This is a genomic window from Sphingomonas sp. NFR15, assembly GCF_900103265.1.
GTDB lineage: Bacteria > Pseudomonadota > Alphaproteobacteria > Sphingomonadales > Sphingomonadaceae > Sphingomonas > Sphingomonas pollutisoli.
The window spans coordinates 168,088-194,018 of record NZ_FMWX01000008.1; the positions used below are offsets into that span (position 1 = coordinate 168,088).

Below are 25,931 nucleotides of genomic sequence, written 5' to 3' on the forward strand. Positions count from 1 at the left end.
GACGCCAGAAGGAGTGACCCCAGTGATCCGGACTATCAAGCTCAACAAACTGCGTCTTTCGCCGGTCAACGTCCGCACCGCGCCGGACGAGCAGCTTCAGATCGAACCGATGGCGGCGAGCATCGAAGCCGAAGGCGTGCTGCAGAACCTTCTTATCACGCCGGCCAAAAAGCCGCGCGGCATGTTCGAGGTGTTCGACGGCGGCCGCCGGTGGCGGGCTCTGCGCCTTCTTGCCGATCGCGGCACGATTTCGGACGCCGACTTTGACGTCCCGGTCATGGTGCTGACGGGCAACGACGCAGAGCTCTCCGAGAAGTCGACCGCGACCAACTTCCACCAGCTCAAGATGACGCCCGCCGAGGAATGCCGAGCGTTCCAACATTTCATTGGGTCGACCGGTGATCTCGATGCCGTCGCCAAGCGCTTCGGTGTCACGCGTCGGTTCGTCGAAGGTCGTTTGCGCCTGGCGTCGCTCGCCGAGCCGATCTTCGAAGCGCTCAGCCGCGGCGAGATCACCCTCGACATCGCCAAGGCCTATGCTTCGACCGAGAACCAGGAGAAGCAGCTCCTCGTCTGGAATGGGTATCAGACGAACTATGTTACGGCCGACACGATCCGCCGTGTCATTGCGAACGAGACGATGAAGGCCAGCGATCCGATCGCAGTCCTGGTCGGCGAGGCGCGCTATCGTGAAGCCGGCGGCAAGATCGATGGCGACCTGTTCACCGACGGCAACGACCGCTGGATTGATCCGGAGATCGCGCATCGTCTCGCCGGCGAGATCATGGAAACCGAAGCGAAGCGTATCGGCGAGGAGACCGGCCTCGCCTGGATCCGGCCCATCGCCAGCAACTATGCCCACAACGCTGCACAGGGGCTGTACCGAGCGATCCTGCAGCAGCCTCCCCTTACGGAGGAGCAGGCCGCGCGTCTGGCCGAGATTGAGGAGCGGCGCACCATGCTCGAAGCCGAGATGGAGGAGGGCGACCTCTCCGACGAGGCGTTCAAGCTGTTGGATCAGGAAGATGATCGCCTCATCGCCGAGGCCGAGACGATTGAAAACCGTCCTCCGGTCCTGCCTGAAGCCATGAAAGGCCACGTCGGCGCCTTCCTGCTCCTCACGCCGCAGGGCGAAATGCGGTTGGATACCCAGTATTACGGCGAGCAGGAGCTGGTGATCGACGAACCTGACGGCGCAGACGGCGACGATCACGAGGACCGCGAAGGTGAGGGCGCCCGCGAGCGGGGCAACAGTAGTTCCGAGCCGAAATACCGACCCGAAGCCGTCGCGCCCGGTGGCAAGCCGCTCAGCGCCCGGCTCTACGACGAGCTCTCGGTCCAGCGCCGCGACATCCTCGCGTCCTGTATCCTGGCTCAACCGGCGCTCGCGCTCGACTATGCGCTGTTCGTCATGGTCGATGCGCGAACCAACTCGGCGTCGCGTTACCTCAGCTCGGTCAAATACGGGACCACCATCCGCGCGAGCAGCCCTCAGGATCCGGTCTCGGGCGACCTGCCGGCGTCCCGCGCCCGCGACTATCTCGCCGAGGCTCGGGACGGGCTGGACGCAGCCTGGACGGAGCCCGAGTGCGAGGTCGAGCGGTTCGAGGCATTCCGGGCGCTCGACGACGACAGCAAGGCCAATTGGCTCGCCTACATCGTCGCGCTCTCGCTCGAGGCAAAACCCGGTTACTCGAACGAGCAGATCGCGCTGCACAACCGCCTCGCTTCGATCCTCGAGATTGACGTCGCGAGCTGGTGGCGGCCGACCTCGGAGAACTTCTTTGACCGGGTCAACAAGGGCAGCATCCTCAGCCTGCTCACGGAGATCGGCGGTCCAGCGCTGACCGTTCGCCACACGTCCCTCAAGAAGACCGAGATCTCGGAGAGCTGTCAGAAGCTGTTCGCCGGTGAGGTGATCGTCGAGCCCGAGGTCAAGGAAGCCGCCCTCGCCTGGGTGCCCAATGCGATGCGGTTCCTCGATCGGACATCGGAAACCCCCGTCGATCCGACCGCAGAAGCAACTGACGAGGCTCCCGAGGCCGAGGACGAGGGGGCCACTGACGAGGTGGCGCCCATCGCCGACGAAGAGCTCGGGGAATCCGTGGCCGCCTGATCCGCGATCACGGTGCCGACCCGGCGGCCGTCCGGTTTCGCCGCCGGCCATTCCCCACTGAGTGACGGACCGCCGGTGCTCCCCAGCATCGGCGGTCTCCCTTTCCAGCCATGGGATCGACCGATATGCCCACGAAGCAGAAGCCGAACCGCGATGTCGCGGCCGAAATCACCAACCTGATCATCCGCAAGCTTGAAGAGGGCGTTGCACCCTGGAGCCGCCCGTGGCGGGTGAGCGGTGCCGGCGGCCGTCCGCTCCGTCATTGCGGCACGCCCTACACCGGCATCAACGTCCTCTACCTCTGGGCGATTGCGGACGCGCAGGGATACCGCTCGCGCTACTGGATGACATATCGCCAGGCGGAAACCTTGGGCGGAAACGTCCGTCGAGGCGAGCAGGGCTCCCTCTCGGTCTACTATTCCAGCTTCAAGAAGACCGAAGCTGACCCCATTACTGGCGCCGAGACCGAGCGGAGCATCCGCTTCCTGCGCCATTACATCGTCTTCAACGCCGATCAGATCGACGGTTTGCCGGCCTATTTCTATCCCGCTGACGAAGATCCGGCACCGACCGATCCTTCTGCCCGCCAGGCTGAGATCGACGACTTCTTCCACGCGATCCCGGCGGACGTGCGCCATGGCGGAGACCGGGCATTCTTCCACCCCACCTTCGATTATATCCAGATGCCGCATCAACGGTCGTTCAAGACCATGGACCACTACGCCTCGACCCGGGCTCATGAGACCGTCCACTGGTCGGGCGGGACGGCCCGTCTGGCCCGGACCTTCGGAAAGCGGTTCGGAGACAGGGCCTATAGCTTCGAGGAGCTGGTCGCCGAGATTGGAAGCGGCCTCGTCTGCGCCCATCTCGGCCTACCGAACGAGCTGCATGACAATCATGCCAGCTATGTCGCCCACTGGCTCGGCATCCTGCGCGCCGACAAGACCGCGATCATCCACGCCGCTTCCAAGGCCGAGCAAGCTTTCAACTATCTGCTCGCCTTCGGGGCGACCGGGGTCGCGACCGTTTCCACGGACGTTCGGTCCGGGGCCGATGAGCAACTCGCAGAGGCCGCCTGACGGGGCGCTTTCCTCCACTCGATCGACAAGGAGTTCAGCCATGGGATGGCTCACCATGCCTTTTGCCTCGATGGGCGGACACCCCACCGCCAAGGCTTATCTCGATGCCCAATTCACCTACACACGCGAGGTCGATGGCGGCTCCAAAGGGCTGCGGGTTCTGGCCTCATCCTGTTCCCAAAACCGCACCTATTATGCGGCCACCCAGATCATGACCAATGGCGTCGGCGGTGAAATCTTCGCCATCGTCTGCAAGGTCCACTGGTGCCCGGGCAGCAAGACCGGCGAGCAGTTCGGCTATAAGGACATGGAGGAATCCATGGGCCCTTGTGAGGACGATTGTCCGCAGAGCATCCTCGATCTCCTGACCCCGACTAATAATGAGCACGCCCAGGACTGGCGCCGCCGTTGCCGCGCCCGGCTCGAGCGCCGCGCCCGCAAGATCGAGGATGGCGACAGGATCAGGCTCGAAACGCCGCTCAAGTTCGTCGACGGACATACCGGGTCGGAGTTCATCGTCGAGAAGCGCGGCCGACGGCTCAGCTTCCGTGATCCCGACACCTGCCAACGCTACCGGATCACGGGCTTCCGTGACCTGGCATGGCAGTTGGTGCCGGTGACCAAGGTCCATAAGACCATCTTTGCCTGAGGCGCGTAGCCTGTATCAGGCCTCCATCGACGAGGAGCACCCATGTTCGCCCAGACTGACGGCTTGTCACCCAAGCGTCTCCTGCTCTGCAGCCGAGAGAACGCCAACCGCGTGGCGTCGCGATTGTTCGACGAGCGATGCGAGCCGCTGAGCATCGTGCGCACGGTCAATCCGCTTCAACCCTTCCGCGTCTGCACATCGCCGTCGACGACCGACATGGTCGAGGTAGAGATGGTTTCGTGATGCGGCATACGACCGGCCTCATGCTCGCGGTGCTTGCAATGACCGCCGCGGCCTCGCCGGCGAAGCCGCAAACCTTCGATGCGCAGGCCCGAGCCCTCGATGGCGATACGGTCGCGGTCGATTTCAGGCTGCTTGGGGTTGATGCGTTCGAGCGCCGGCAGCTCTGTCAGAAGGTCGCCGGCTGCTGGCAATGCGGCAAGGCCGCACAGGATTTCGCGGCGAATGCGCTCCGCTCGAAGAAAGCATCGATCCAGCTGACGCCCTCATCCAGCTACGGTCGCCCAGTCGCGATCGTGACCGTCGATGGGCAGGATCTTGGCGAGCGGATGATCCGCGCCGGCCTCGCCGTGCCCGAGACCCAATATCTGCGCGACGATTCGGCCCGAGCGGCGCGATATCAGTCGGCATTCACCCAGGCGAAAGCCCGCAGGGCAGGGGCCTTTGCCGGGACGTGGCTCGAACCGTCCCGTTGGCGGCATGGCGAAAGGCTGCGCTGCGAGCGCTGACGATTCAGTCGGTCAGCGCCGGGTCCGCCCACCAGGACGGGCCCTGCTCGAAATCGGCATCCAACTTGACCATCGGCCCGTCGGGCGAATCGGCCACATAGGGATTGGTCAGCGGCATCCGCGAACCCTTCCGCCGCTTCTGCTCGCCCGCGACCCGGCCACGGCGCTCAAGAAGGTCTTCAAGCCATTCGAGATCGTCGAGCATCGCGACGACGCCCCGTCCCGCGAGGCAAAAATAGACGCAGCGCTGGAAATCGTCCGCCCCGTCGTTCGCGAGGATCGCAGTCAGCTTTGCCTTGCCCGAGGGCTCGCCCTCATGGACCCAAGCCACCGCCTGTCGCAGCTCGCGCACTGAATAATAGGCGTCCTCTACGTCCATGCCGATCGACGCGTTTGCGATCATCCGGCGCGTCGGCCGATTCTCGGCATCCAGCGCCGCGTCACGAAGCGTGATGTCGAGGTCGAAGCGGTCGCGAAATTTGTCTGTCCTCATGGCGAATCTCCTGCGCGACGGAACGTAACGTGAACACGCGAGACCGTCAACCGGGACCGCCATTCCATGGAGCACCCCATGTCGATCGAGATCATCGTCGGACTTCCGCATCTCGGTGAGGGCCCAATCCTCGCGAGGACACGGTCGTTGCGCCAAGCCGCGCTCATTTCTGCAAACTGTCTCTCGTGCTGGTCCGAGAAGCGGGGCTGGCGGGAATGGATCGGATGGCGGCTGCGCCAACTCGCCAACGCTGATGGTCTTGCTGCACTTTGTCTCGATTCCGCCGGCTTCGTCGCCACCGCCCGCTATGGCGGGTTTCCCTGGTCGCTTCCCGACTATGTCGCGCTGGCCGCGGCCTACCCGTTCCGCTGGTGGGCCAGTGCCGACTATTGCGTCGAGGCCGAGATCGCGCGCGATCGTGATGGGGTCATCGATCGCATCTCGCGGACCATCCGCGCCAATCGCGATTGCCGCAGGCTCGCCGAAGATCATGGGATCGTCGCGACCTTGATGCCTGTCATCCAAGGCCGTCTGCCCGAGGACTATGGGCGCTGTGTCGACGCCCTTCGGACGGCGATGAAACCCGGCGCCCTTATCGGCGTCGGCAGTATGTGCCGCCGGCCCGTTCACGGACCAGAAGGGTTGATCGCCGTCATCGATCATCTCGACCAGATCCTGCCGGTGGGCGTGCGTCTTCACGTCTTCGGCGCCAAGGGCGAGGTGCTGCCCTACCTCCTCCCGTTCAGCCACAGGGTCGCTTCGATCGATAGCCAAGCTTACGGCGTCGGCGCCCGCCGGTCCGCGCGCAAGGCCGGGGTCTCGAAGACCGACCGCTTTGTCGCCCAACATCTGGAGGACTGGGTCGGCGCACAGCACGACCGGCTCTCACGGCGGCCGCGACGCCTTCCGTCGATCGCGCATCCGTCGATCGACGTGACACCGAGCGATCCGTGGGAAGCGGCGATTGCCCAGGCCCGCGCAGAAATCCGCGCCCTGATCGAGTCCGGCGATCTCGACCATGATGAGCTGACCTTCCCGTGGATCGAGCAATGGGCGGCCGACATCTACCGGGACGGCTTCGCCGGCTGATCGGGGAGAAAGGAGAGAGGGGGAGGGGCGGTTGAGCCGATTTGTGCTCGAGACCGGAGATCCTCCCCATGACCTACGACGTCGCCATGCGCCACCAGCAAGCGCTTGATCCTAGCTCGCTGATCACGGTCGGCACCACTCTCCACGCCATCGGCGCCGCGATCAAGGACTGCCGCAACGCTGGCAAGGATGCCGAAACCGATCCTGCCGTGATCCTGCTCGTTCGCCATCTCCATGCGGTTTGCGAGGATCGGCCGTCCAGCCTGGAGCTTCGCCGCACCTGCATGGACCAGATCGCCGAAATTCGCCGGACCCCGGTACTTCGAAACCTGGCCTATCGCGGTGTCAGCTATGACGAGACCGCCAAGCGGCTTTTCCATTCCGAGGGCCGCTCCGCGATGCGGCGCCTGGCCGACGCCCTGGGTCTTTCCGATGGAAGCTATGACATTCGCTCCAACAAGGGCGGCCCTGCGGTCTCCGGCGAAATCACGCTCCATGGCGAGGAGGCCTGGGTGCAGCTCTCGCTGGGCGGTTCGGGCCAAGGCCGGGAAGTCCTCTATCGCCGGGTTCGCGGCCGCGACGACCACTGCGGCGATCGCAATCACTGGGCATCGGTCAATGACCTCATGGCGCCCGATCGTTTCGCGACCCGCCTGGTGCGCGACCTGCGCCTTACCTCGCCGGTTGAACAGCCCATGCGCCTCTTTGCCTGAAGTCGACGGAGGCCGAGCATATGACTCGCGACGAGTATATTTCGCCCTTCGATCCCTGTTCGACCGCCACCTGGCTAGCCCGTGGCCGCGCCCCCGCTCACGCCGAGGCTCTCGCGAAAGCCTGGCGCGATTATCCCGACCTGCCACCAACATCTGCGGCGGCAGACCGCATGGCGCGTACCCGCGCGCGCGTCGAAGCGATAAAGCCGGTCAACGATGCCATTGCCGCACAGGCCGAGGTCGAGCGCCAGTCACGCAATTTCAGCTTCACCGAGGAGCGCGCCGTCGCCGGACGCGGCGACGAGCGCGACACGGCGATCCTGCGCGGCAGGGACCGTTACGGTTATGACTGGAATCAGGCGATCCGCTATGCCGATGGCTGGCATGCGGCTCAGGCCGGTTGGAATCATCGCGCGCCATCCAAAACCGCAGGGCGACTGGCCTATGATCGCGGGTTCGCCGACGGTGGCGGCGACGTCGATGATCTCTTCGATGCGGCCCGCCGAACCAATCTCGCCACCGAACGTACGCCTACCCGGCTGCGACCCCTAATAGCGGCCCGATCGTTCCCCTCGGACTGGCCGAAACCCAGCGACGGGCCTCGACCAACAGCGTGGTCACGCCGGGTCATCTTCCTTGGCGACCACCCGGCATCGGCGCTTGGTCGAGGCGAGATCTTCGAGGGTTTTCGCGAGACGGGAGGTCGCTACGGCGGCCGTGCGATCATCCTCACGGCGGCCCACGGCTTCATTTCCGGCGCATCCACCTTGCCAGACGGCGACGAACTGACGGCGGCTCGTGCCGATGAACTCATTGCCAGTGCCGAGCAGGAAGACCGTCTTCGCGCGCTCCTGGCGGGCATCGACGTTGAGGACATCCTTGTCGCACTACATGGAGAATATCTCAGGGTTCTCGACGCTCACGCCGCCGCACTACCGACCTGCCGGAATCGGGAGCGCACTCGCAACACACCGCTGCAGGTGAAGGCGCATGTAAAGCTATGGATGGCCCGAGGCCGCGAGGCCGGGAGCAATGTCGGCGCAGGCCACATTCGTTGGTCGAAGGCGACCAAGGGCCTCACCGCCAAGCTTGGCGAGCTGACAGCGCGCTATCAGGGGCCAGCGCCTGGAAAAGGCCATCTCGTTTCGATCGAACAGGGCGGCGCGCCCGCGCAGGGCTTCACCAGCTCTGACGGCAATCTGCTAGATCCGATCATAGTCGTCGGAAGCAAGGCCCGGCTGCGCGACGAGATGGCGCGCGCGCTGCGCTTGTTCGGCGGGGCGACGAGGTTCGCGGCGCGCTAATCTCTGGGGACCCAAAAGCATGGAAACGACCCGCAGCCAGCGCTGGCGCGAACGCCGGGCGCTATGGGCTCGTGATCTGACGGTCATTGACCCTAAATCCTACACCGTCGAGATCATCGACCATCACCTCGCGCGTGCTTTCATCGAGCGACACCATTATCTCCCGAGTTACCCCGCGGCCCAACTCGCCGTCGGGCTCTATGGCGCCGGGGCCTCGCTCGAGGGGGTCGCCGTCTTCGCCGTGCCAACCACCGGCGCCGTGATAACACGGCACACCGGCTTCGCCGATCCAGACCGCGGCTGCGTGCTGGCACGTCTGATCCTGACAGACGCAGTGCCCCAAAACGGGGAGAGCTTCTTTGTCGCGCGGGCCTTTCGCCATCTCCGCCGCGAGAAGCCTGGCATCGAGGCCGTGGTTTCCTACAGCGATCCAGGCGTCGGACACATTGGCCGCGTCTATTGCGCGCTCTCGGCAGCCCACCGGGCGGTCACGAGGCCGCGGACGGTCCTGCGCGCCGGAAACACGACGATCGCGGGCCGGACGCTCTCAAAGATCCGTCTCGGCGAACGAGGCCATTCCGGTGCGATTGATCAGCTCGTTTCGCTTGGCCTGCCGAAGCCAGGGTTCGGGGAGACACCCGCGGCATGGCTCTGGCGGCTCCAGCGCGACCGCCACCTCCTGCGCCATCAGCAGCCGGGGCTTTACGCCTATTGCTTCGAGCTGACGCGCGAAGCCCGTCGTAACGGCCGCGCGCTGCCGCGCCTGCCTTACCCCAAGGCCCTGCCACTGGCGCATCCGACCTTTCAGTTCGACCTCCCTGACAAGGCCGAGGGCCGCGCAGCCGGCGAAGAGTGAGGGGAGGGGGGTTTTTGAGGTCGCGGCGATGGGCCGCGATCGAGGCCGAGAACTCCATGAATATTCCCAACAGCAGGCGGTTGGTGGACACCATCCTGGTCGCCGCCCCGCCGCCCGTCGTCCTCGCCTATGGTATCGGCGTCGATTCAACGGCCCTCCTTGTCGAACTCGAGGCAAGGGGCGAACCGCCCGATCTCGTACTTTCCGCCGATCCCGGCGCCGAGAAGCCCGAGACCTACGAATATCAGGCGATCATGGCCCGGTGGATGGCCGCTCGCGGCATCCCCTACGAGATCGTCCGCTATGTGCCGCGGCGGTTCAAGAACTGGCCGCCCTATTTCACGATCCTGGAGAATGTCCTGACCAACGCGACGCTCCCCAGCATCAGCGTGGGCCGTCATAGCTGTTCGCCAGGTCTGGACTCAGTCGGAATCCCGTTAGCTTGTGAAGGAAGGGCAGGCCGGGCAACGCGCTAACCCAAAAAGCTGGTGGCGCCCGGCCTGTCCTTCCTCACTTCAGCCCAACAATTTCGGATCGGCGATCCGTGCGGAAGGGCTTGAAGTGTTCGACTGGCGACCGGCAGTTCCGTTATACGCCGACAGGTCACGATGGACCGTCCTTGGGACAAACCCGCCGTTCCTTATGACCCATCGGTATGACGGCTTCCGGCGCTAACCTGACGCTAGGTGAGCGACCCAACTGAAGATTTTACTGACCAATTTGCGCGCAACTACCGCGGATCGTTGGTTAGTGGGCGTAGTCATAAGCGAGGGGTAATGAGGAGCGAGCAGCCCCGTGCAAGCAGCATTGGTCAATCACAGGATCTGTTCATCGGCGTCTCCAAATCAGCCATCGTGTGACCAAGCAATCCGCCGATCGCCGCTTCACAAACGGCCCCGCAATCCGATTTCCATTTTCAGGTGAGAAATATGCGTTGCACAAATGAAAATGGCCCGTCACTTTAGCCCTTCGCGATGCACAAAAATCGCGAACAGGAGGATGCATAACGAAGCGCTGTTGCCGCGTAGCTGGCTATGACCCACCGTGACCCGCCAGGCGCCTCTTCCTAGAATGTAGAAAAACAGATCGAGACAGGTGACATCCGATGATCAAGCTCAAGTTATCCAGCTTTGTCGCCATCTCAGCTCTCGTAGGGACTTGTTTGAGCTCCTCCGTTTTACAAGCCGAAGTTCAAGGCGTTGATCGCACACCACGATCAATTCTGTACGGAGTGTCGTATTACGACGAGTACACGCCCGTCGACCGCATCGACGAAGACTTCCGCTTGATGAAAGAGGCGAACATCACGGTAGTTCGCATCGCCGAGTCGACGTGGGGCACGCTTGAGCCTCAGCCGGGTGTCTTCAATTTTAGCCATGTCGATCGGATGCTTTCAGCTGCCCAACGATATGGCATCAAAGTCATCGTCGGCACGCCGACATATGCGATCCCGACATGGCTCGCGCGTGAGCACCCCGATGTGCTGGTGACCAGACCCGACGGTCAGGCGAAGTTCGGCTATCGTCAGAACATGGACATCACGAACCCGCACTATCGCGCAGCGGCAAAGCGGGTCATCGAGGCTTTGATCGCCCATGTGGCCAAGCATCCGACGGTCATCGGCTATCAGGTCGACAACGAAACCAAACCCTACAACACGGCCGGCCCGAACGTGCAGGCCGCTTTTGTGAAGTCGCTGCAGCAGAAGTGGGGCAGCCTCGATAAACTGAATCAGGCTTGGGGGCTCGATTACTGGAGCAATCGTGTCAACCGCTGGGAGGACTTCCCCTCAACAATCGGAACCATGAACGCGAGTGTGAAAAACGCTTTCGCCGAATTCCAGAGAGATCTTGTCACCGAGTTCCTCGGGTGGCAGGCACAGCTGGTTCGCAAGCATGCGCGCGAAGACCAGTTCATCACCCAGAATTTTGACATGGGCTGGCTGAAAACGTCCTACGGCATTCAGCCCGAGGTGAACCATTGGAAAGCAGCCCAGCCGCTCGACGTCGCCGGCATGGACATCTACCACCCGACCCAGGACGACCTGACCGGCGCGGAGATTGCCTTCGGCGGCGACCTGGCCCGCTCGCTGAAAGGCGGCGCAAACTACTACGTGATTGAGACCGAGGCACAGGGGTGGGTGCAATGGACACCCTATCCGGGCCAATTGCGCCTGCAAGCCTTCAGCCATCTAGCGTCCGGAGCAAACATGGTCGCATATTGGCACTGGGCCACAACGGCCAACGCGGTTGAGACTTACTGGCGCGGATTGCTGACCCAAGACTATCAGCCGAACGAAGTCTACCGAGCGGCGAAGGGTATTGGTGCTGACATCAAGCGCCTCAGCCCAAAGCTCGCAGATTTGAAGAAGAGCAATGAGGTTGCGATCTATGTCAGTAATCGCGCGCAGAGCGCGTTCGACTCGTTCAAGCTGCCTGGAAACATTGAATACAACCAAGTGATGCGTCCATTTTACGACGCGCTATATAGAAGAAACATTGAGGCTGACGTCATTTCACCTGACGGAAATCCGGATTTGTCGAAATACAAGATGATTGTCGTGCCAGCGCTGTATTCTGCGACTGATGAGGAAATTGCTCGGCTGAATGCCTTCGCTGAAGCGGGCGGGCATTTGGTGTATACTTTCAAGAGCGGGTTCTCGGACGAGAATACCAAGGTGCGCTATGCGTCACAGCCGGGCGCAATCGCGAAGGCGGCAGGGGTGACTTACCAGCTGTTTACCGAACCCAAAGAAGTCAAAGTCGGGTCCCAGCCATATGGCCTCAGCGGAAAAGATCTGGAGGCCCGCTGGTGGATGGAGTTTCTAACTCCTACAACCGCCAAGGTGATTGCCCGCTTCGAACATCATTCATGGCCCGATTATGCTGCGATCACCCGCAACTCCTACGGCAAGGGAGAGGTAACCTACATTGGCTTCATGCCGTCGGACGCGCTGATCGAGGGTGTCCTCACCGACACCGCGAAACGCGCTGGTGTCGCTTGGCCAGAGGCAGCCCGATTCCCACTCATCGTGCGTAGCGGCACACTGACGAATGGCAATCGGGTCCGCTATCTGCTGAACTACTCACGAGAAAAGCAAACCGTTCCGCGCGACCTCGTCAGCGGAACGGATCTGGTGACAGGGAAGCAGGCGGCTTCAACGATCGGTCCATGGGGTGTAGAGATTTTGGAAAGTACGCGATGAACCAGAATGTCAGTTGAGCTCTGCTGTTTGCCCAGCGGGGGCATCCGAACCCTGCGAAACCGTGAGTAGCAGCATTTGAAAGGTATGGTGGGAAGCTGCCGTTCTACTCCACCCCATTTTATTCTTCTTGCAAAAAGGCTGGTGTGCGGAAGCGGATATTCAGCTTTTGAGGAGCATCAGTCGGCCAGTCGATGACTGCAATGAGGGCACCTTCCTGCCTGACAGCTCCTTGAAGAGCGAGCGGCAGGTTATAACGCAAGCTGTCGTTCTGGGCCCCACCGACCAGCGACGCTATTGGTCGAATCCTGCCGCTGAGCGGGCCGCGTGGCTAGCACCTAGCGAGTCAGGCCGTTGCCTCCTCCATCACGCCGGCGACGCCTGAGCATGGCCAAGCCATAGCGATTGCAGTTGAGCGTTTGCGCGAAGCCCGTACTTTGTTGCGCCAGGCGGGTGCCCGTCAGGCTGCCTCGGCCGCAGGCAAGGCGATCAGCAGCGCCCAGGGCGCTGCGCGTCATGTTCAGCATCGTATTCGGAGGACATGTGGATGAGCCGTCACCATCTCCCGCCCAAGGCCGATCAGCCCCATGTCGTGCGCGCCACCATCGGTTGGGACCGGCCATTGCAGACGTTTTTCGCGCAGGTCTTCTTCGTCACGGAGGACGAGCCCGAGGAAGGAGAGGCTCTCATCTGGATCGGCACCGAGCCTGGCGAGCTGCTGACACCAGAGGCCGCGATCGCGATTGTCGAGCCGCATGCCATCGTCCCGGAAGATCTCGCCGCCAGGCTTGGGAACGAGATGCGCGAGACGATCGGCGTCAAGGACGGAACCCACCAGGCCGCTGCGAAGCGTAGCCTTTTCGGATCGGTCCACTAGCGAGCCACCTTGCCGGTTGGAGGTCGTCACTCTCGGATCACCGCACGATGGACTCGCAATCTCTGCTATTTGTGCTATATGAATTAGAGGGTATAGCGTAACTAGGATTTTACCGATGGTAGCCGCATCCACTCTCGATACACAGGCCCGTGTCGGCACGCCGCGCCGGGCGCGGGGCAAGAAGCGCGCCTTCTACGCGTCCCCGCGGATCGCCGCGGCCGCCGCCGACAATGGTCATGTCGTGGTCGATTTTTCGATTGGGCAGGACCCCGACAATCTCGTGGTCCTCAGAGAAGCACTCGCCGCGACTGCGTCCGAGGCCGCGCCCAGAGCGAGCGGAGCCAAGTTGCCGGCGGCCGCAGTCAAACTTCTCGCCACAGCATTCGAGAAGGTTGCCGCACGCTATCTCCAGGACAAATTCTCCACCGAGTTCGAAAAACTCATCTCGGAGTATCGGCTGATGCTCCGCGAGAATCTCGCGACGGGTGACGACGCGCAACTCAAGGCCGCGCTCAATCGGGCTCGCCTTCAGGAGCGGATCCTCGCGAGCACGCAGATGGCGGATCAGGCCCAGGCCTGTGAGCTGCTCGGTCTCTCCGGCGCCAATCCGTCGGCCACGATGAAGCGCAAGGAGGAAAAGAACGAGCTGCTCCGCTTCACGGTCGATGGTCGAGCCGCCTATCCGCTGCTGCAGTTCGATGTCGAGGGTCGCCGGATTTATCCGGCTTTAAGCGAAATCATCGCCAGGAAGCCCGATCATTGGACCAACTTTCGGCTGCTCCATTGGCTAACCCGGCCTCATCTCGATTTCGAGGACTCGCCTGGCGCGTCGCTTGGTAGTGAACCCGAGGCCGTGATCGCCGCCTTCGAGCGTGAGATCGAGCCCGAGGTCCATGGCTGATGCGGATCAGTCTGAAAATCCCCAACCCAGCCACGATGAAGGTTGGGAAGGAGGACTATCATCTGCTCAAGGCCGGGACCGAACTCCATCGCGTTCATCTCGATGCGTTCGGCCCCGTCGAGTTCAACGGCACCGACAAGGGAAACGCTCGCTTTTCGCCGATCCGCGATGCTGGCGGCTCCGTCATTCCGACCATCTATGCGGCGCAATCGTTCGAATGTGCCGCATGTGAGATCATCCTGCGCTGCCCTGACAGCCCGCAGCGTAACCGCACGAAGGTCGCGCCACCCGAGATCGTCTATCCCAATGACTATCGGCTACACGCCCACAGTCATGTGCGCACGAAACACGACCTGAGCCTGGTCAGCATCACGACGACGGGTCAACGCAAGATCGGCGTGAATGGCAACGCTCTCCTGGCTGGTCCGCGCAGCACCTACCCCGTCACACGGGCCTGGGCGGAAAAGATTCACGCCGCCTGTCCGTCTGCCCAAGGGCTCTATTATACCTCTTACCAATATGGTCCCGAGTTCGCGGTGATCCTGTTCGGCGATCGCGTGCCTGCTGATATCCTTGATGGCTTGAGCAAGCGCGCTATCGCCGATCCCATCTGCCATGATGAAATCCAGAAGCTCGCGGCCAGCCTCTCGATCGATTACGAAGATATCTGAGTTCAGCGGGGAGAGCGTCGATGACCTCCGTTCCGACCGACTATGATTCAGCGCGGGCCGCGCTGACCCGGCTGATCCCGATCGCGATGAGCGACACCGGGCAGTCGAAGCGCGTCGCCGATTTTCTGATGGCCTGGTGGAACGGGCCCGACCTCGGCCACTTCCAGATAGCCGATATCTTCGGGCTCGACGTCGCGATCGCCAACGACATCACGACCGTCATCGGCTTCCTGGGCCAGAACGATCGCGGCGCGGTCTATATCGACAGCCTCGGATTCGCCGAGGAGATGCAGGACATCATCGCCCTATGGCGCTCGCCGGCGTCGCGGTCGGGGGCCTGAGACCCGGGACATAGATGACGTGGAACGACCCGACGGCGCCGCAGTGGCGCCGTCGGAGCGGCGCTGGCGCGCCTTACTCGGCCGAACGGCCGAGGAGAGGAGCGGGGTGAGAGAAGGTGTTCGGACAAGGGGTTCGAGCGAACTTTCTCAGGAGACGACCCATGAACATCGGCACCATCACCCAGAACGCCAGCGGCACCTACACCGGCAAGATTTCGACCCTCACTCTCGCCATCGTGATCGCGCTGCGCACCGTCCAGTCCGCCAATCCGCGCGCTCCCAAGTTCGAGATCCTCGCGCTCTCGGCCGCCCGTCAATGGGTCCAGGTCGGATCGCTGTTCGAACTGTCGTCCAACTCTACCGGCGAGAGCTTCCTCAATGGCAAAATCGAGGATCCCAGCCTCGACAAGCCGCTCTACATCTCGGCCTTCCGCCAGGAAGACGGCTCGTACAACGTCGTCTGGTCCCGTCCGACCCGCCGGCGCGACGCGCCCACCGACACGGTTGCCGCCGACGACAGTCTGCCGCCGCTGCCGGGTGCCGGCGAAACCGCTCCGCCCACTTCCGGTGACGGTCTGGGCGAGTCCTCGGCCGAAGGCGCTTTCGGCAGCGAAGCGCCGGCTGGTGGCGGTCGTCGCCGTGGTCGCACGCCGGAAATGGCTGACTGAGCCTCAACCGCCCCTCTCTCCGGCCCGCTTCGCCTTCCTCGCGAAGCGGGCCCTTTTTTCGTTTTGATTGGCCCGATCTGATCATTTCCCAAGAACTGAATTGCAGCAGCGCGACATGTAGTTACCTATCCTTGTGTCGACTTAGGGGACACGGCGCAGGGCATGCAAATCGCACTATTGGAAGCAAAGGCCATTGCGCGTCGTCTGGCGGCGCTCATCGAAAAGCACGAGCAGATCTCCATTGCCGTTGCCTGGGGCGAGCTGACTGGCGTCGCCGAAGCGCTGCTCGCCAATGCCGCCAAGTTCGAGTCCGTCTTGCTAGGTGTTGATTTCTCGGCCACCGACCCGGACCTGATCGACCGCCTCGTTGACGTGCCCAATGCCTACGTCGCGAAGAACCGGCCCGGCTGTTTCCATCCGAAGATCTTCTACTTTCAGTCGGGTGCCAAGGCCGAGGCGATCGTCGGCAGCGCCAACTTCACCAAGGGCGGCCTCGGAAAGAACCTTGAGGCCAGCGTGCATGTCAAAGGCCTGGCTGAGGATCCGTTCTCCCAGCAGGTTCGCGATCAGCTCGGGAGCTATGCACCTCTCCATCGTCCGGTCACCAAGGTCCTCGCCGCGAGCTATAGGCGTCAGGCCAAGGCCGTGAACCAAACGCCCAGACCCAAGAATCCTGTCCTGCCCGACGACGACGGCGATCAGTGGCCGCGTCTCAACTCGCCGCTTGCCGTCATGTCTTGGACCGAGTTCGTCAAACTCGTCCGCAAGGACAAGCGCCCCCTCAAGAAGCGCATGGGCCTCATCCGCGAGGTCCAGAAGATGTTCGCCAAGAGCGACTCCTTTGCTGATCTCTCCGTTGCCGAATGGAAAGCCGTGGCAGGGCTTCTCGGCGCCGCCGAGGCCGAACAAGCGAAACTCGACGGGTTTGAGTGGGGATGGTTCGGCTCGATGAACAGGGCCACCGAGTTCGCGAAAGCCGTCGGGCTTCAGGCTTCAGCGATCGCGGAAGCCCTCGATCTCATTCCGAAGCGCGGGGATGTCACCGAAGATCAGTTCGACCAATACGCCAGGATATTCAAACGCGCGCTTCCGAAATCGACTGCCGGCAATCCGATCGCGACCGCGACCCGCCTGCTCGCCATGAAGCGGCCTGACTTTTTCGTCTGTGTCGATGGCGCGAACAAGCTTGGCCTCTCCGAAGCGCTCGCCTTCAAGCGAACCATGCTATCGCTCGACAATTATTGGGCGTGGGTCATCGAACCAACCCATCAAGCGCCCTGGTACACGGCACCGCGTCCCGCCGATCGCGATCGCGACCTCTGGGATGCGAGGGCGGCCATGCTCGATTCCATTTACTACGCCCCGCCCAAACAGACGGCGGCGTGATTGCCCAAACCAGAGAACCGAGCGCTTGCATGACTGAGGAAACCTACCCCTGGGCCGGCACCTTCACCGATCTCCCTGCCGCCGACCAGATCGCCGTCGCGCAGCTCGTGGTGCGGGGCAAGGCCGTGATCGGGACCGTCGACGACCTCCTTGCCCGCCTCAGGCGGACCCGCTGCGTCGCGCTGTTACGCGAGACTGTCGGCGATCGGATCGTCGCGGTCGCCGCCTGGAAGCAGCCGGCCGCGACCTATCGCCGCGGCAATTTCATGGCAGCCAGCGCGCCGATCGCCGGCTTCGAAAGTGCGCCCGAACTCGGCTATGTCGTGATCGCTCCCGACATGCGCGGCAAGCAGCTCTCCGGCGGCCTGGTCGATGCCATCGTCGCGCAGATCACCGAGCCGACCTTCGCCACCACCGACAGCCCCACCATGCGCAACAACCTCAAGCGGTCCGGCTTCGCCCAGGTCGGGAACGAGTGGCAGGGCAAGAAGGGCATGCTCTCGCTCTGGACCATCACGCCCTGACCGGCCCGGTCGCCCGGACGATCCCTCGATCGATCCGGCGCCCTTCCTTCGCCTGTTCCTGACACCTGCGGCGAGACGGTCCCGGCCCGCAACCCCCTCTGGTCGCCCGTGTTGCCGCTACGCGGCTGCCCGCACCAGCTCCCGCCGGGGGTTCCCCTTCGCTACGCTCCGGTGCTGCCCGGTCCCGCACGCCGCTCTTCGGTGTCACCGGCGGGAAGGCCGCTGGATCAATCGAGGAGCACACCCATGAACAACGTCAATCTCGCCGGTAGGGTCGTCAAAGATCCCGAGACCCGCGGCAGCGTCACCACCCTGATCGTCGCCACCGACCGCCTGAAGTTGAAGGACGGCAAGTCCTATGTCGACGAGGCCACCGGCTATACGGCGAAGGACACCGAGTTCCACAAGGTGACCTGCTTCAACGGTCTCTCCCGATCGGCGGCCTCCCGCAAGAAAGGCGATGTCGTCGCGATCACCGGCAGCCTCCATTATTCGAGCTGGGAGGACCGCGAAGGCATCACCCGCTACGGCTGCGAGATCCGGGCCGACAAGATCGACTTCTTTTGATCCGCAGGGGCGGCGCTCCGGCGCCGCCCATCGACCTTTTCATCATTAAGCGGGCTCGTCCAGCATCTGCACCGCTGGCGCGTAGACCCAGCCTTCGGAGAGCTGGTTGGTCAAGAGATCGCGGTAAACCACGAGGCGCCATTTCCCTCGGGCGTCCTTGATCGCGAGCTGGGTTCCCTTGACCCCGTGCATCAACACCGGGGCCTTTCCTTGCGGCTCGCGGCGGATCGCCGCGTCGCGCTTCAGTTGGGCCCGCGGCAAGCCGTCGACATAGGACGTGTCGGCGGCCTCGTCGGTCGCCACGATCTTGCCGAGCTTTTCCTCGACCGTTTCGATCTTGTTGGTCACTTCCTCAAAAGCCGCCTTCTCGACCGGCGACATCTCGGCCGGTACGACCATGTGCCAGATCGCGAACGCCATCAGCAGCAGTTCGATCAACCTGAAGGCGCCGACCCCCTTCAGCTCTTTCACCGTGTTCCCCTGGAAGCCGGAGAAGATGGTCTCAACAAGCGACAGGAATTGCGCAAAGAGGGTGAGGCTCTGCGTATGGCTGTCGGCCTGGCCCATCGCCTCGATCAGACCATGGGCTTCGAGGACCTGCTCGGCGACGATCGCAACAGTGCTCTTCGCCGCGACCTCCGCGCTCGCACGAAGGATTTGCATGTCGAGCAAGCGCGCCCGCTCGGCCGCAAGTTTGAGACCAGCAAGGCTCGGTGCAAAGCGGTCGCTCAGCAAGCGGAACTGCTCGCTCCATTTCGATGCGGCCGTCACCTTCTCGATGATCGACCGATTGGCATCGAACGTTTTGACGAGTTTCAGCACATCGGCACCCGCCGACGCGGCGAGAAGCTGCTGCGTGTTCAGGAGCCCGAGATCTTTCTGAGCGATTCCCCGCGCCGTGCTCTGTATCGCGAGCATCCAGGTCGGCGAGGATCGCGCCTGCAGCGCCGCGATGCTGGCAGAATGAAGCGTGCTGCTCGCGAGAGCGTTGCTGAGCACACCGCTCCTCTGAAGGCTGGCAATCTGCGCCAGCACACCGGTCTTCTCCAGGTCGCGATAGGCCGCCAACGGTCCTTCGAGCGCCTTCATGCGCTGTTGCAGCTCATAGCCTGGCCCCCGCGCGAGCTTGAGCAAATCAGCCATCTCGCGCTGGCGCTTGTAGAGATCGTTGAGAGGGCTTCCTGGCCCAAAGGGGGTGTTCGTCGTCATGTCCGCCACTTGCCAGATTCGTGGGCAGCGTTCGACCAACATTCGCTGCACCAGAGTGAACCGGGGAAGGGGCGGGGCATCCCGTCCGGTGGACGGGCCCGGCGCTCTACTCGCCTTCGGCTCCCGGAGCCCCGGTTTCCGGGTCTCCGCCCTGCCGGGTGACGATCACCTTGCGGGGTCTGGGGGCAAGGGCAGTGCCCTAAAATATCTCTCTCTCTGACTTCCTAGATATGACGTGCGGGGATCCGTGCCCGTCAAGGATGAGCGGTCCCCCCCAATTTTCACGCCCCCGGTCCTCCGCTTCGCTTCGCACCGGACCCGAGAAAATCGGCTCCCCCGCTCCCCGCGTGGCGGCGTTAACCGGGGTCCGGCTGCGCCGGCTTCCCGGTGAACGTCCCTGACCGCCCCGACCGCCGCACGTCGTGAGGAGAGCCTCATCGAGTTGATGAGATCCAACGGAGGCTATCATGACCAATTTCACGAACTTCGCAGACCTTGCCAGCCACATCGCAGCCAGCCGCGGCAACGATGCCCAGGTTGAAACTTACGAGGGTGCGTTCCTCGAGCATGACGAAATGGCGAAGATGACCATCGTCGATCCGGCAGAGAAGGTGGAAATGCCCGATCCGGATCAGGTTCGCGTCGCCGTCGAAATGATGATGGCCACGATGTTCGATGTGCTGCGCGACACCCGGATGGAGGAGTTCGCCCGCGACCTCGCCTGGGGGTTCGCCAACAGCTTCCATGTCGTCGCCAAGCGGATCGAAGGCCGCGAGGATGACGCCGCCAAGAAGCTCGGTGACCTCGCCCGCAACTACGACCCCTCGGAAAGCTACGCCTTCGAACTCGAAGACACGCAGCTTCTCTGCCAGACGCTGCAGGGGTGCCGCGAGGCGATGGAGTGCATGCGCGACCATGCCGCCGAGGTCTACCGTGTCGAAACCGGCAAGCCCTTCTCGCCGGTCAGGGGGAGTCGGGTCTCGTCCGCTCTGACCGCCTCAATGGTCGACGCGCGCGACTATCTGGCCTCGCGCGCACGGGAACGCCGCGAGCAGTTCGCACCCGAAGGCCCGGTGGTTGCCTTCTCGGGAGGTCAGGTCTGGGAAGATGTCGACCTGCTCTGGGACGGTCTCGACAGCATCAAGGCACGCGTTCCGGAGATGATCCTTGCCACAACCGCACAGGCCAAGGGCTGCGATGCGGTGGCCCACGCATGGGCGGCATCGCGCGGCGTCAAGGTCATTCAGTTCCGCCTCGACAAAAGCCAGGGGAACCGCGCTGCCTTCGTACGCAACGACCGCATCCTGGGTCTGAAGCCGGTCGAAGCCGTCGTCTGCGAAGGCTCGGGCATCCAGCAAAACCTCGCCCAGAAGCTGCGGCAGGCGGGCGTTCCGCTGCACATCGTCCGCCTCGCGCACCAGCACATCAAACAGGGCGCGTGAGCCCTGAGCGGAGAGGTCCTGGCTTCGGCCGGGGCCTCTCCTCCTTTTTCACCGTCGCTATGCGGCGCTCAGGGGCATCGAGCCCCCTCGCGCCGCTCGGGACTGACCTTCGGTCGTGGAGGAAACTTTCGTTTCGCCGCAGGTGTGGCCGGGTTAGGACGGCTGATGTTCACTGTTCATCACAACGAGATCAAAGACTTTACCGGCGGCGAATTGGTCGAGCTGCTGCGCCGCCTCCTTTATGCCGAAGCCCGCAAGGCCGGTGTTCCGCTGCGCAGCGTCCATGTGCCGCTTCAGATCACCGTTGCCGACGGCGGCCAGGATGCCAGCATCCTTTGGACGGGCGGCGAGGCCTCGACCGATTTCTTCCCCGGGCGCGATATCATCTTCCAATGCAAGGCGAAGGACCGCGGCAACGCCCAGTGGGAACATGAGGTCTGGACGAAGCCCACACAGCCAAAGACGGTCGCGGTCAAGGTCCTCAGCGATGCGGTCCGCGATGTCCTCGCCCGCGGCGGCAGCTATATCGGGATCACCACGACCGCGCTGGTCGGCGACAAGCCCGCCGATCGCGTCCAGGCGATCAAGAAGGGTATCAAGACGGCGGGCGGAGATCCCGCCAAGCTCGCCGCCGTCGACGTCTATGGCGGCAACAAGCTTGCTGCCTGGGCCAGCGCACACCCGGCTGTGGCGGTCTGGATCAAGCAACGCAACGCGACCATTGAACTCGCCGGCTTCTCCACCCTCGATCAATGGAGCAAGCGCGCCGAAATCGCGGCGCCGGCCTTTGTCGGCAGCCCGGATCGGAAGTTCTCGCTTGGCCCCCACGATGCCGACGCGATCGACTTCTCCCAGCTTGCCGCTCGCCTTGCCGATGAACTGGACGAGCCGCGCACCTGTGCCCGCATCTGGGGTGCGTCCGGTATCGGCAAGACCCGTGCGCTCTATCACGCGCTCTCGGCCAGCACCGGCCTGCTCGGCGGGCTGACGGCCGCCAACTTCATCTTCTGCGACTATAATGAGGTCGCCTCGCGCCTCTGGGACGTCGCCAACCAGGTCGTGAAAGACGGCGCCGATACGGTGCTCGTGGTCGACGGATGCCCGCTGCGCGAGGCTCGCCGGCTGAACGACATTGCGCGGGGCGAGGGGAGCGCGCTGCGTATCATCACGATCGGCGCCGATGGCATCGACCATGACGACCATTGCGTCATGATCCGCCCGACCTCGGCGGACCGGTCGACCATTCGCGGTATTCTCAAGGCCGGACTGCCCAAGGCGAAGGCCGACGAACTCGATTATCTCGCCGAATTCTGCGACGGCTTTCCACGCATCGCGGTGTCCTTCACCAGGAGTTACGGAAAGACGGGCATCCTCAAGTCGGCCGACGCCGTCGCCCAGCAGATTCTCGATGGTGTCGGCGCCGAGCGCGAAACGGTCCGTGCGCTCGAGTGCCTCTCGCTCTTCAGCCAGCTCTCGCCCGACGAAGATCCCGGAGCGTTCGACAAGATCGCAGAGATGCTGGTTCAGATGAAGGGCGAGCTGATGTACGAAAACCTCGTCATCGCCGCCGGGCAGCACCTGGTCGGTCGCAACTATGGCGCGATGAACGCACAGCCCCGGCCGATCGCCGACTTCCTCGCGCTCCGCCGGCTTGACTATCTGCGGCCATCTACCGTGATAGGCTTTCTTGGCGGCGCACTTCCTCATCACCGTAAGGCGATGCTCGCGCGCTGGCGCTATCTCACCCGATCGCGCACCTTGAGCGACGTCATCCACAGCCTCCTGCGCGGCTCCTTTGCGGACGAGGCCATCGTCCATCCCGACGTGGCGCAATATCTTCCCGCCTTCGCGCACGTCGAACCCGACCGTGTCGGGACTGCCCTCTATTTCGTCATCGGCCGTATGCCGCTCGATGATCTGGCTGCGATCGAGGTCACGGAGGAACTGGTCGATACGCTGCGACTGCTCGCCGGACGCCAGGACAGTTTCCGGCCCGCCGCACAGATGATCTTGCGCCTGGCAGCCGTCGCAGACACCGAGGGAACGCAACCCATCGTCAGTCTTTTGCGCCAGCTCTTCCAGGTCGCGCTCGCCGGAACACAAGCCGATGATCGGCGGCGCCGCGAAGCGTTGGAGCAGGCACTCGAGGAGGACGATCCGCGCATCCGCCGCGCCGGCGTCGAAGCGCTCGGCGCCATGATCCAGACCTATCTTTCCCGTTCGGAAGATTTCGAGCAGGTCGGGGCCGAACCCTATGGGCCCGAATGGGCACCGCCAGACAATGGCACGATCCATGCCTATTTCAACTGGGCTCTCGACCGCCTGCGCGAGGTCTGGACCAAGGATGCCGCGCTTCGTCCCGCGATCGAAGAACACGTCGCCGGCGACCTGCGCAACCTCATCATGCCCGAGCTGCTCCCCACGATCGAGGCGTTCATCGGCGACGTCGTGGCGGTCTCCGGTCACTATATCGCCGCGACCAAGAGCATCGGCGATTGGCTCTATTTCGACAGCCCCGAGACGCCGACGAACTTCTCTGGCGCCGTCCGCGGTCTTTATGATGTTACCCTGCCCAAAGACCCCGTTGATCAGGCGCTGCTCTACAGCCGTTTCTGGGTATCGGATATTCACGACCCGGATCGGCGATACGCCGAGGACCATGACAATCCCGACTTCGAATATGGCGCACGACGCGCGGCTGCGCTCGCAGCCGGCATCGCCGCCAACCCCAACCTGCGCGCGCGAGCCATTCGGGTCATGTCGAGCCAGGAGCTGAATTCTCCGCATCCCTTCGCCCACGCCCTGGCGCAGCATTTGCCGGACCCGCTCGACGCCATTGAACAGGCCGTCACCGCGCTCGATGCCAGCGGAAATAGGGCGGGCGCCAACTTTGTCGGTGCCCTCCTGTCAGCACTCGATCGCCGCCTCGCCGACAACCCTGAAGAGGTTGCCAAGCTCGAGGCGATCGCCAAGCAGTCGACGGTTCTCACCGCCAACCGAATGTATATTCCGACGTTTTTGCGCGTCACCGACCAGCGTCTCGACGAGCTGACCAACGATGTCCGTCAGCAGCGGGTCACCCCGCCGCAGACCGTCGTCATCTCCTACGGCAAGGGCCTCGCCGAGGTGTCGTCTGACGCGCTCGGACGCTTCATCCACGCCTTGGTTGATCGCGGTGAAGAGGGCGGCGCCTGGGCCGCCCTCGAGATCCTCTCCATGGTCACCCACGGCGACAAGGCGCTGGCACCCGAGATGATCGCGCTGGTGAAGGTCGCGCTTCTCTCACCATCGATCGCCGACGGCGCCGAAGGCAACGCATCGAATGCCGATTACAACTATGATCGCATGCTCCGGCTGCTCGATGCCGCCGGCGCGATCGATCGCACCTTTGCGCACGCGTTCGCAGTTCAAATCGAGCAGGCCTGCCGAACCGCCGGCGGGCGAAACGGCCGTAACTCAGACGCGTTGCGCAGCGCGCTTCCGATCGTGATCCAGCGCGCCCCGACCGAGGTCTGGCCTGTGCTCGCAGGCTTTTACGAGATCGCCACCCGCGTCGAGCGGGAGCGTCTGAACGCCATCATCTCGGCGACAAAGCTCTTTGCCTATGACGTCTCGCGCACCGGCCCAGGCGCGCTCTTCGGAACGCCACTCAACCTCATGCTCGATTGGGTGAAGGTCGATCCGGATGCCCGGATCGCCTTCCTCCTCAGCTTCTTCCCCATCCTCGAACAGAAGGGCGGGACATTCGTCTGGCACCCGGCCTTGCAGCAGCTCGCCAAGCTCTATGGCGGCCGCAAGCGTTTCCGCGAGGCGCTTCGCCAGCGCATCTATCCCAGTTCCTGGGGCGGATCGCTAAACGCGCATCTTACTAGCTTCAAGGCGCCGCTGGCGGCGTGGGCGAATGACCGAGTTCTCGGCGATTGGGCGAGCGGGATGCTCGACACCGTAGAACGGTCTCTGGCGGACAATTTCTACGGGCGCTGACGCGCCCATATTCCGGGAAACGGATCGAGAAGAGGAGGAGCGAGGGAGCGGTTCCAACGAGGGAGGACGTCCATGTCCATCACGTTCCGCATCGCCACTGCTTCCGACGATCAGCCCGGTCCTGTCGCCGCCATCAATGCGCGCCAGCTCGCTGCCTTCCGCGCCTATCTGCGGGAGGAGGGCGAACGCCTCGGTCTTGCCCTGCTCGATCCCGACAGCGACGAGGAGCGCGTGCTCGCGCTCAACTTCGATGCACGAGTCTGTCCGCTCGCGCTCGCCTCGGTCGCACGCGTTTTCGACCACGATGCCGCGGCGATCGCGGTGCTCGACGAAGCCCAGTTCCGGGGTCGCCGGATCACAGTCTGGTGGTACGAAAGCGATCGCGCGATCCGTATGCGCCCGTCGCTCACATCGGATCATGGAGACGAACTCGATCTCGCCGAGAGTGATGCCCACGCGCTGCTCGAAGGCCTCGGGCTCAATCCCGACCTGGTTGGCGAAATCCCGATCGATACGATCCGGGATCGGCTTGCCAATCCGGCGATACAGCGCCGCGCCGAAGCCGATGGAATCGCCGCCATGCTCGAGCGGCTAGAGCGTCTTCTTGCGACTGCGGATGCCGACGACAGTTCCCGCCTCGAATGGGCATAGCCTCCGCCCGATCGACGGTATGAAGACGGGCGCGTCACATGCTGGCGCGCCCTTTTCTTGGCCCATGGCCCAAGCTTATCAACGTCACACGCGCGGCATCCTTGAAATCCGAACGGTCGCGTCCAATGTCGTCAGTGAGGGTGTGGCCACGCCCTCACTTGGATAGCGAAACAGACCAGCAAAACCGAAAAATCAGAACCCAGACAGCGAAACAGCAAACCGAAAACAGCCAGCAAAAACTTAGATCCAAACAGCGAACCCGAAAAATCCAGCAAACAGCGAACCCAGATCCAGAAAAGCGAACCAGGAAAATAGGGGGCGGCCCCTCAAAACACCGAACAAACGCGTTGCAACGTATTCCCCTTCAATCTGGGGGCGCGTCCCCATCGCTGAAAGTCAGAGCGATGGAATGGCACGATTTCGCAGAGATCCTGTTTGGACTCGCGGCTGTGATCACCGC

The 25,931-nt window shown here is 63.3% G+C and carries 24 protein-coding genes and 1 pseudogene; 22 read left to right on the forward strand and 3 right to left on the reverse strand.

All coding sequences use genetic code 11. The annotated features are described in order from the left end of the window. The first annotated feature begins 22 nt into the window (after nucleotides 1-22). The 5 genes from BLS81_RS17225 (at nucleotide 23) to BLS81_RS17245 (ending at nucleotide 4,593) form a co-directional block, all read left to right on the forward strand. The gene (locus BLS81_RS17225) at nucleotides 23-2,116 is read left to right on the forward strand and encodes a ParB/RepB/Spo0J family partition protein (RefSeq protein WP_093225724.1); all 2,094 of its coding nucleotides are present in this window, start codon (nucleotides 23-25) and stop codon (nucleotides 2,114-2,116) included. Between the two features lie 125 nt (nucleotides 2,117-2,241). Next, nucleotides 2,242-3,195 (forward strand): ArdC family protein, encoded by a 954-nt coding sequence (locus tag BLS81_RS17230; protein WP_093225820.1) that lies wholly within the window; start codon nucleotides 2,242-2,244, stop codon nucleotides 3,193-3,195. A 40-nt stretch (nucleotides 3,196-3,235) separates the two neighbouring features. Beyond that, nucleotides 3,236-3,844 (forward strand): DUF6927 domain-containing protein, encoded by a 609-nt coding sequence (locus BLS81_RS17235; RefSeq protein ID WP_093225726.1) that lies wholly within the window; start codon nucleotides 3,236-3,238, stop codon nucleotides 3,842-3,844. A gap of 42 nt (nucleotides 3,845-3,886) precedes the next feature. Continuing rightward, nucleotides 3,887-4,087 (forward strand): hypothetical protein, encoded by a 201-nt coding sequence (locus BLS81_RS17240; RefSeq protein ID WP_093225727.1) that lies wholly within the window; start codon nucleotides 3,887-3,889, stop codon nucleotides 4,085-4,087. A gap of 20 nt (nucleotides 4,088-4,107) precedes the next feature. Beyond that, nucleotides 4,108-4,593: a thermonuclease family protein gene (locus tag BLS81_RS17245; protein WP_256326309.1), complete on the forward strand. Its 486-nt coding sequence runs from the start codon at nucleotides 4,108-4,110 to the stop codon at nucleotides 4,591-4,593. Nucleotides 4,594-4,597: 4 nt separating this feature from the next. On the opposite strand, the gene BLS81_RS17250 is transcribed toward BLS81_RS17245, so the two are convergent. Beyond that, nucleotides 4,598-5,086: a hypothetical protein gene (locus tag BLS81_RS17250; protein WP_093225730.1), complete on the reverse strand. Its 489-nt coding sequence runs from the start codon at nucleotides 5,084-5,086 to the stop codon at nucleotides 4,598-4,600. 78 nt (nucleotides 5,087-5,164) lie between these two features. Here BLS81_RS17250 and BLS81_RS17255 point away from each other — a divergent pair, with 78 nt between their 5' ends. From BLS81_RS17255 to BLS81_RS17280, 6 genes and pseudogenes are all read left to right on the forward strand, one after another. Continuing rightward, nucleotides 5,165-6,175 carry a deazapurine DNA modification protein DpdA family protein gene (locus BLS81_RS17255; RefSeq protein WP_093225731.1) on the forward strand — a complete coding sequence of 337 codons (1,011 nt, stop codon included), beginning with the start codon at nucleotides 5,165-5,167 and terminating at the stop codon, nucleotides 6,173-6,175. 68 nt (nucleotides 6,176-6,243) lie between these two features. Continuing rightward, nucleotides 6,244-6,888, forward strand: a complete 645-nt coding sequence (locus tag BLS81_RS17260; RefSeq protein ID WP_093225732.1) for a hypothetical protein — start codon at nucleotides 6,244-6,246, stop codon at nucleotides 6,886-6,888. A 20-nt stretch (nucleotides 6,889-6,908) separates the two neighbouring features. Then, nucleotides 6,909-8,192, forward strand: a complete 1,284-nt coding sequence (locus tag BLS81_RS17265; RefSeq protein WP_093225734.1) for a hypothetical protein — start codon at nucleotides 6,909-6,911, stop codon at nucleotides 8,190-8,192. A gap of 19 nt (nucleotides 8,193-8,211) precedes the next feature. Continuing rightward, the gene (locus tag BLS81_RS17270) at nucleotides 8,212-9,048 is read left to right on the forward strand and encodes a Mom family adenine methylcarbamoylation protein (RefSeq protein WP_256326310.1); all 837 of its coding nucleotides are present in this window, start codon (nucleotides 8,212-8,214) and stop codon (nucleotides 9,046-9,048) included. A 56-nt stretch (nucleotides 9,049-9,104) separates the two neighbouring features. Continuing rightward, a pseudogene (locus tag BLS81_RS17275) lies at nucleotides 9,105-9,458 on the forward strand (hypothetical protein); the annotation flags it as partial. Nucleotides 9,459-10,153: 695 nt separating this feature from the next. Beyond that, nucleotides 10,154-12,253, forward strand: coding sequence for a beta-galactosidase (locus BLS81_RS17280; protein WP_093225737.1), 2,100 nt, complete (start codon nucleotides 10,154-10,156; stop codon nucleotides 12,251-12,253). 118 nt (nucleotides 12,254-12,371) lie between these two features. Here the strand turns inward: BLS81_RS17280 and BLS81_RS20865 are convergent, their stop codons facing one another. Continuing rightward, the gene (locus BLS81_RS20865; RefSeq protein WP_176787230.1) at nucleotides 12,372-12,512 is read right to left on the reverse strand and encodes a hypothetical protein; all 141 of its coding nucleotides are present in this window, start codon (nucleotides 12,510-12,512) and stop codon (nucleotides 12,372-12,374) included. A gap of 285 nt (nucleotides 12,513-12,797) precedes the next feature. Here BLS81_RS20865 and BLS81_RS17290 point away from each other — a divergent pair, with 285 nt between their 5' ends. From BLS81_RS17290 to BLS81_RS17325, 8 genes are all read left to right on the forward strand, one after another. Further along, a complete protein-coding gene (locus BLS81_RS17290) occupies nucleotides 12,798-13,127 on the forward strand; it encodes a hypothetical protein (RefSeq protein ID WP_093225740.1) in 330 nt (109 codons plus the stop codon). A 241-nt stretch (nucleotides 13,128-13,368) separates the two neighbouring features. Further along, complete coding sequence (locus BLS81_RS17295; protein ID WP_256326311.1) at nucleotides 13,369-14,028, forward strand: hypothetical protein; 660 nt, start codon at nucleotides 13,369-13,371, stop codon at nucleotides 14,026-14,028. Next, nucleotides 14,028-14,699, forward strand: coding sequence for an RES family NAD+ phosphorylase (locus BLS81_RS17300; protein ID WP_093225743.1), 672 nt, complete (start codon nucleotides 14,028-14,030; stop codon nucleotides 14,697-14,699). The genes BLS81_RS17295 and BLS81_RS17300 overlap by 1 nt, the downstream gene beginning before the upstream one ends. A gap of 20 nt (nucleotides 14,700-14,719) precedes the next feature. Beyond that, complete coding sequence (locus BLS81_RS17305; protein ID WP_093225744.1) at nucleotides 14,720-15,040, forward strand: DUF7673 family protein; 321 nt, start codon at nucleotides 14,720-14,722, stop codon at nucleotides 15,038-15,040. A gap of 161 nt (nucleotides 15,041-15,201) precedes the next feature. Next, complete coding sequence (locus tag BLS81_RS17310; protein WP_093225746.1) at nucleotides 15,202-15,708, forward strand: DUF736 domain-containing protein; 507 nt, start codon at nucleotides 15,202-15,204, stop codon at nucleotides 15,706-15,708. Nucleotides 15,709-15,870: 162 nt separating this feature from the next. Then, on the forward strand, nucleotides 15,871-17,094 hold the full coding sequence (locus tag BLS81_RS17315; protein ID WP_093225747.1) for a phospholipase D family protein: 1,224 nt from the start codon (nucleotides 15,871-15,873) through the stop codon (nucleotides 17,092-17,094). A 29-nt stretch (nucleotides 17,095-17,123) separates the two neighbouring features. Next, nucleotides 17,124-17,618, forward strand: a complete 495-nt coding sequence (locus BLS81_RS17320; RefSeq protein WP_093225749.1) for a hypothetical protein — start codon at nucleotides 17,124-17,126, stop codon at nucleotides 17,616-17,618. 246 nt (nucleotides 17,619-17,864) lie between these two features. Further along, the gene (locus tag BLS81_RS17325) at nucleotides 17,865-18,185 is read left to right on the forward strand and encodes a single-stranded DNA-binding protein (protein ID WP_093225750.1); all 321 of its coding nucleotides are present in this window, start codon (nucleotides 17,865-17,867) and stop codon (nucleotides 18,183-18,185) included. Nucleotides 18,186-18,230: 45 nt separating this feature from the next. On the opposite strand, the gene BLS81_RS17330 is transcribed toward BLS81_RS17325, so the two are convergent. Continuing rightward, nucleotides 18,231-19,394 (reverse strand): SH3 domain-containing protein, encoded by a 1,164-nt coding sequence (locus BLS81_RS17330; protein ID WP_143023390.1) that lies wholly within the window; start codon nucleotides 19,392-19,394, stop codon nucleotides 18,231-18,233. 467 nt (nucleotides 19,395-19,861) lie between these two features. On the opposite strand from BLS81_RS17330, the gene BLS81_RS17335 reads away from it, so the two are divergent. From BLS81_RS17335 to BLS81_RS17345, 3 genes are all read left to right on the forward strand, one after another. Then, nucleotides 19,862-20,836 (forward strand): DUF2493 domain-containing protein, encoded by a 975-nt coding sequence (locus BLS81_RS17335; protein ID WP_093225753.1) that lies wholly within the window; start codon nucleotides 19,862-19,864, stop codon nucleotides 20,834-20,836. Nucleotides 20,837-21,001: 165 nt separating this feature from the next. Further along, nucleotides 21,002-24,820 (forward strand): hypothetical protein, encoded by a 3,819-nt coding sequence (locus tag BLS81_RS17340; protein WP_093225755.1) that lies wholly within the window; start codon nucleotides 21,002-21,004, stop codon nucleotides 24,818-24,820. A 72-nt stretch (nucleotides 24,821-24,892) separates the two neighbouring features. Beyond that, complete coding sequence (locus BLS81_RS17345) at nucleotides 24,893-25,471, forward strand: hypothetical protein (RefSeq protein ID WP_093225756.1); 579 nt, start codon at nucleotides 24,893-24,895, stop codon at nucleotides 25,469-25,471. The last annotated feature ends 460 nt before the right edge of the window (nucleotides 25,472-25,931 follow it).

Excerpts from the sequence above, each read along its gene's own strand:
- BLS81_RS17250 (WP_093225730.1), bottom strand. The coding sequence starts at position 5,086 with ATGAGGACAGACAAATTTCGCGACCGCTTCGACCTCGACATCACGCTT.
- BLS81_RS17290 (WP_093225740.1), top strand. The coding sequence starts at position 12,798 with ATGAGCCGTCACCATCTCCCGCCCAAGGCCGATCAGCCCCATGTCGTG.
- BLS81_RS17335 (WP_093225753.1), top strand. The coding sequence starts at position 19,862 with ATGACCAATTTCACGAACTTCGCAGACCTTGCCAGCCACATCGCAGCC.
- BLS81_RS17260 (WP_093225732.1), top strand. The coding sequence starts at position 6,244 with ATGACCTACGACGTCGCCATGCGCCACCAGCAAGCGCTTGATCCTAGC.
- BLS81_RS17315 (WP_093225747.1), top strand. The coding sequence starts at position 15,871 with ATGCAAATCGCACTATTGGAAGCAAAGGCCATTGCGCGTCGTCTGGCG.
- BLS81_RS17280 (WP_093225737.1), top strand. The coding sequence starts at position 10,154 with ATGATCAAGCTCAAGTTATCCAGCTTTGTCGCCATCTCAGCTCTCGTA.
- BLS81_RS17265 (WP_093225734.1), top strand. The coding sequence starts at position 6,909 with ATGACTCGCGACGAGTATATTTCGCCCTTCGATCCCTGTTCGACCGCC.
- BLS81_RS17270 (WP_256326310.1), top strand. The coding sequence starts at position 8,212 with ATGGAAACGACCCGCAGCCAGCGCTGGCGCGAACGCCGGGCGCTATGG.
- BLS81_RS17255 (WP_093225731.1), top strand. The coding sequence starts at position 5,165 with ATGTCGATCGAGATCATCGTCGGACTTCCGCATCTCGGTGAGGGCCCA.
- BLS81_RS17325 (WP_093225750.1), top strand. The coding sequence starts at position 17,865 with ATGAACAACGTCAATCTCGCCGGTAGGGTCGTCAAAGATCCCGAGACC.
- BLS81_RS17340 (WP_093225755.1), top strand. The coding sequence starts at position 21,002 with ATGTTCACTGTTCATCACAACGAGATCAAAGACTTTACCGGCGGCGAA.
- BLS81_RS17320 (WP_093225749.1), top strand. The coding sequence starts at position 17,124 with ATGACTGAGGAAACCTACCCCTGGGCCGGCACCTTCACCGATCTCCCT.
- BLS81_RS17300 (WP_093225743.1), top strand. The coding sequence starts at position 14,028 with ATGCGGATCAGTCTGAAAATCCCCAACCCAGCCACGATGAAGGTTGGG.
- BLS81_RS17305 (WP_093225744.1), top strand. The coding sequence starts at position 14,720 with ATGACCTCCGTTCCGACCGACTATGATTCAGCGCGGGCCGCGCTGACC.
- BLS81_RS17240 (WP_093225727.1), top strand. The coding sequence starts at position 3,887 with ATGTTCGCCCAGACTGACGGCTTGTCACCCAAGCGTCTCCTGCTCTGC.
- BLS81_RS17345 (WP_093225756.1), top strand. The coding sequence starts at position 24,893 with ATGTCCATCACGTTCCGCATCGCCACTGCTTCCGACGATCAGCCCGGT.
- BLS81_RS17245 (WP_256326309.1), top strand. The coding sequence starts at position 4,108 with ATGCTCGCGGTGCTTGCAATGACCGCCGCGGCCTCGCCGGCGAAGCCG.
- BLS81_RS17310 (WP_093225746.1), top strand. The coding sequence starts at position 15,202 with ATGAACATCGGCACCATCACCCAGAACGCCAGCGGCACCTACACCGGC.
- BLS81_RS17235 (WP_093225726.1), top strand. The coding sequence starts at position 3,236 with ATGGGATGGCTCACCATGCCTTTTGCCTCGATGGGCGGACACCCCACC.
- BLS81_RS17230 (WP_093225820.1), top strand. The coding sequence starts at position 2,242 with ATGCCCACGAAGCAGAAGCCGAACCGCGATGTCGCGGCCGAAATCACC.
- BLS81_RS17330 (WP_143023390.1), bottom strand. The coding sequence starts at position 19,394 with ATGACGACGAACACCCCCTTTGGGCCAGGAAGCCCTCTCAACGATCTC.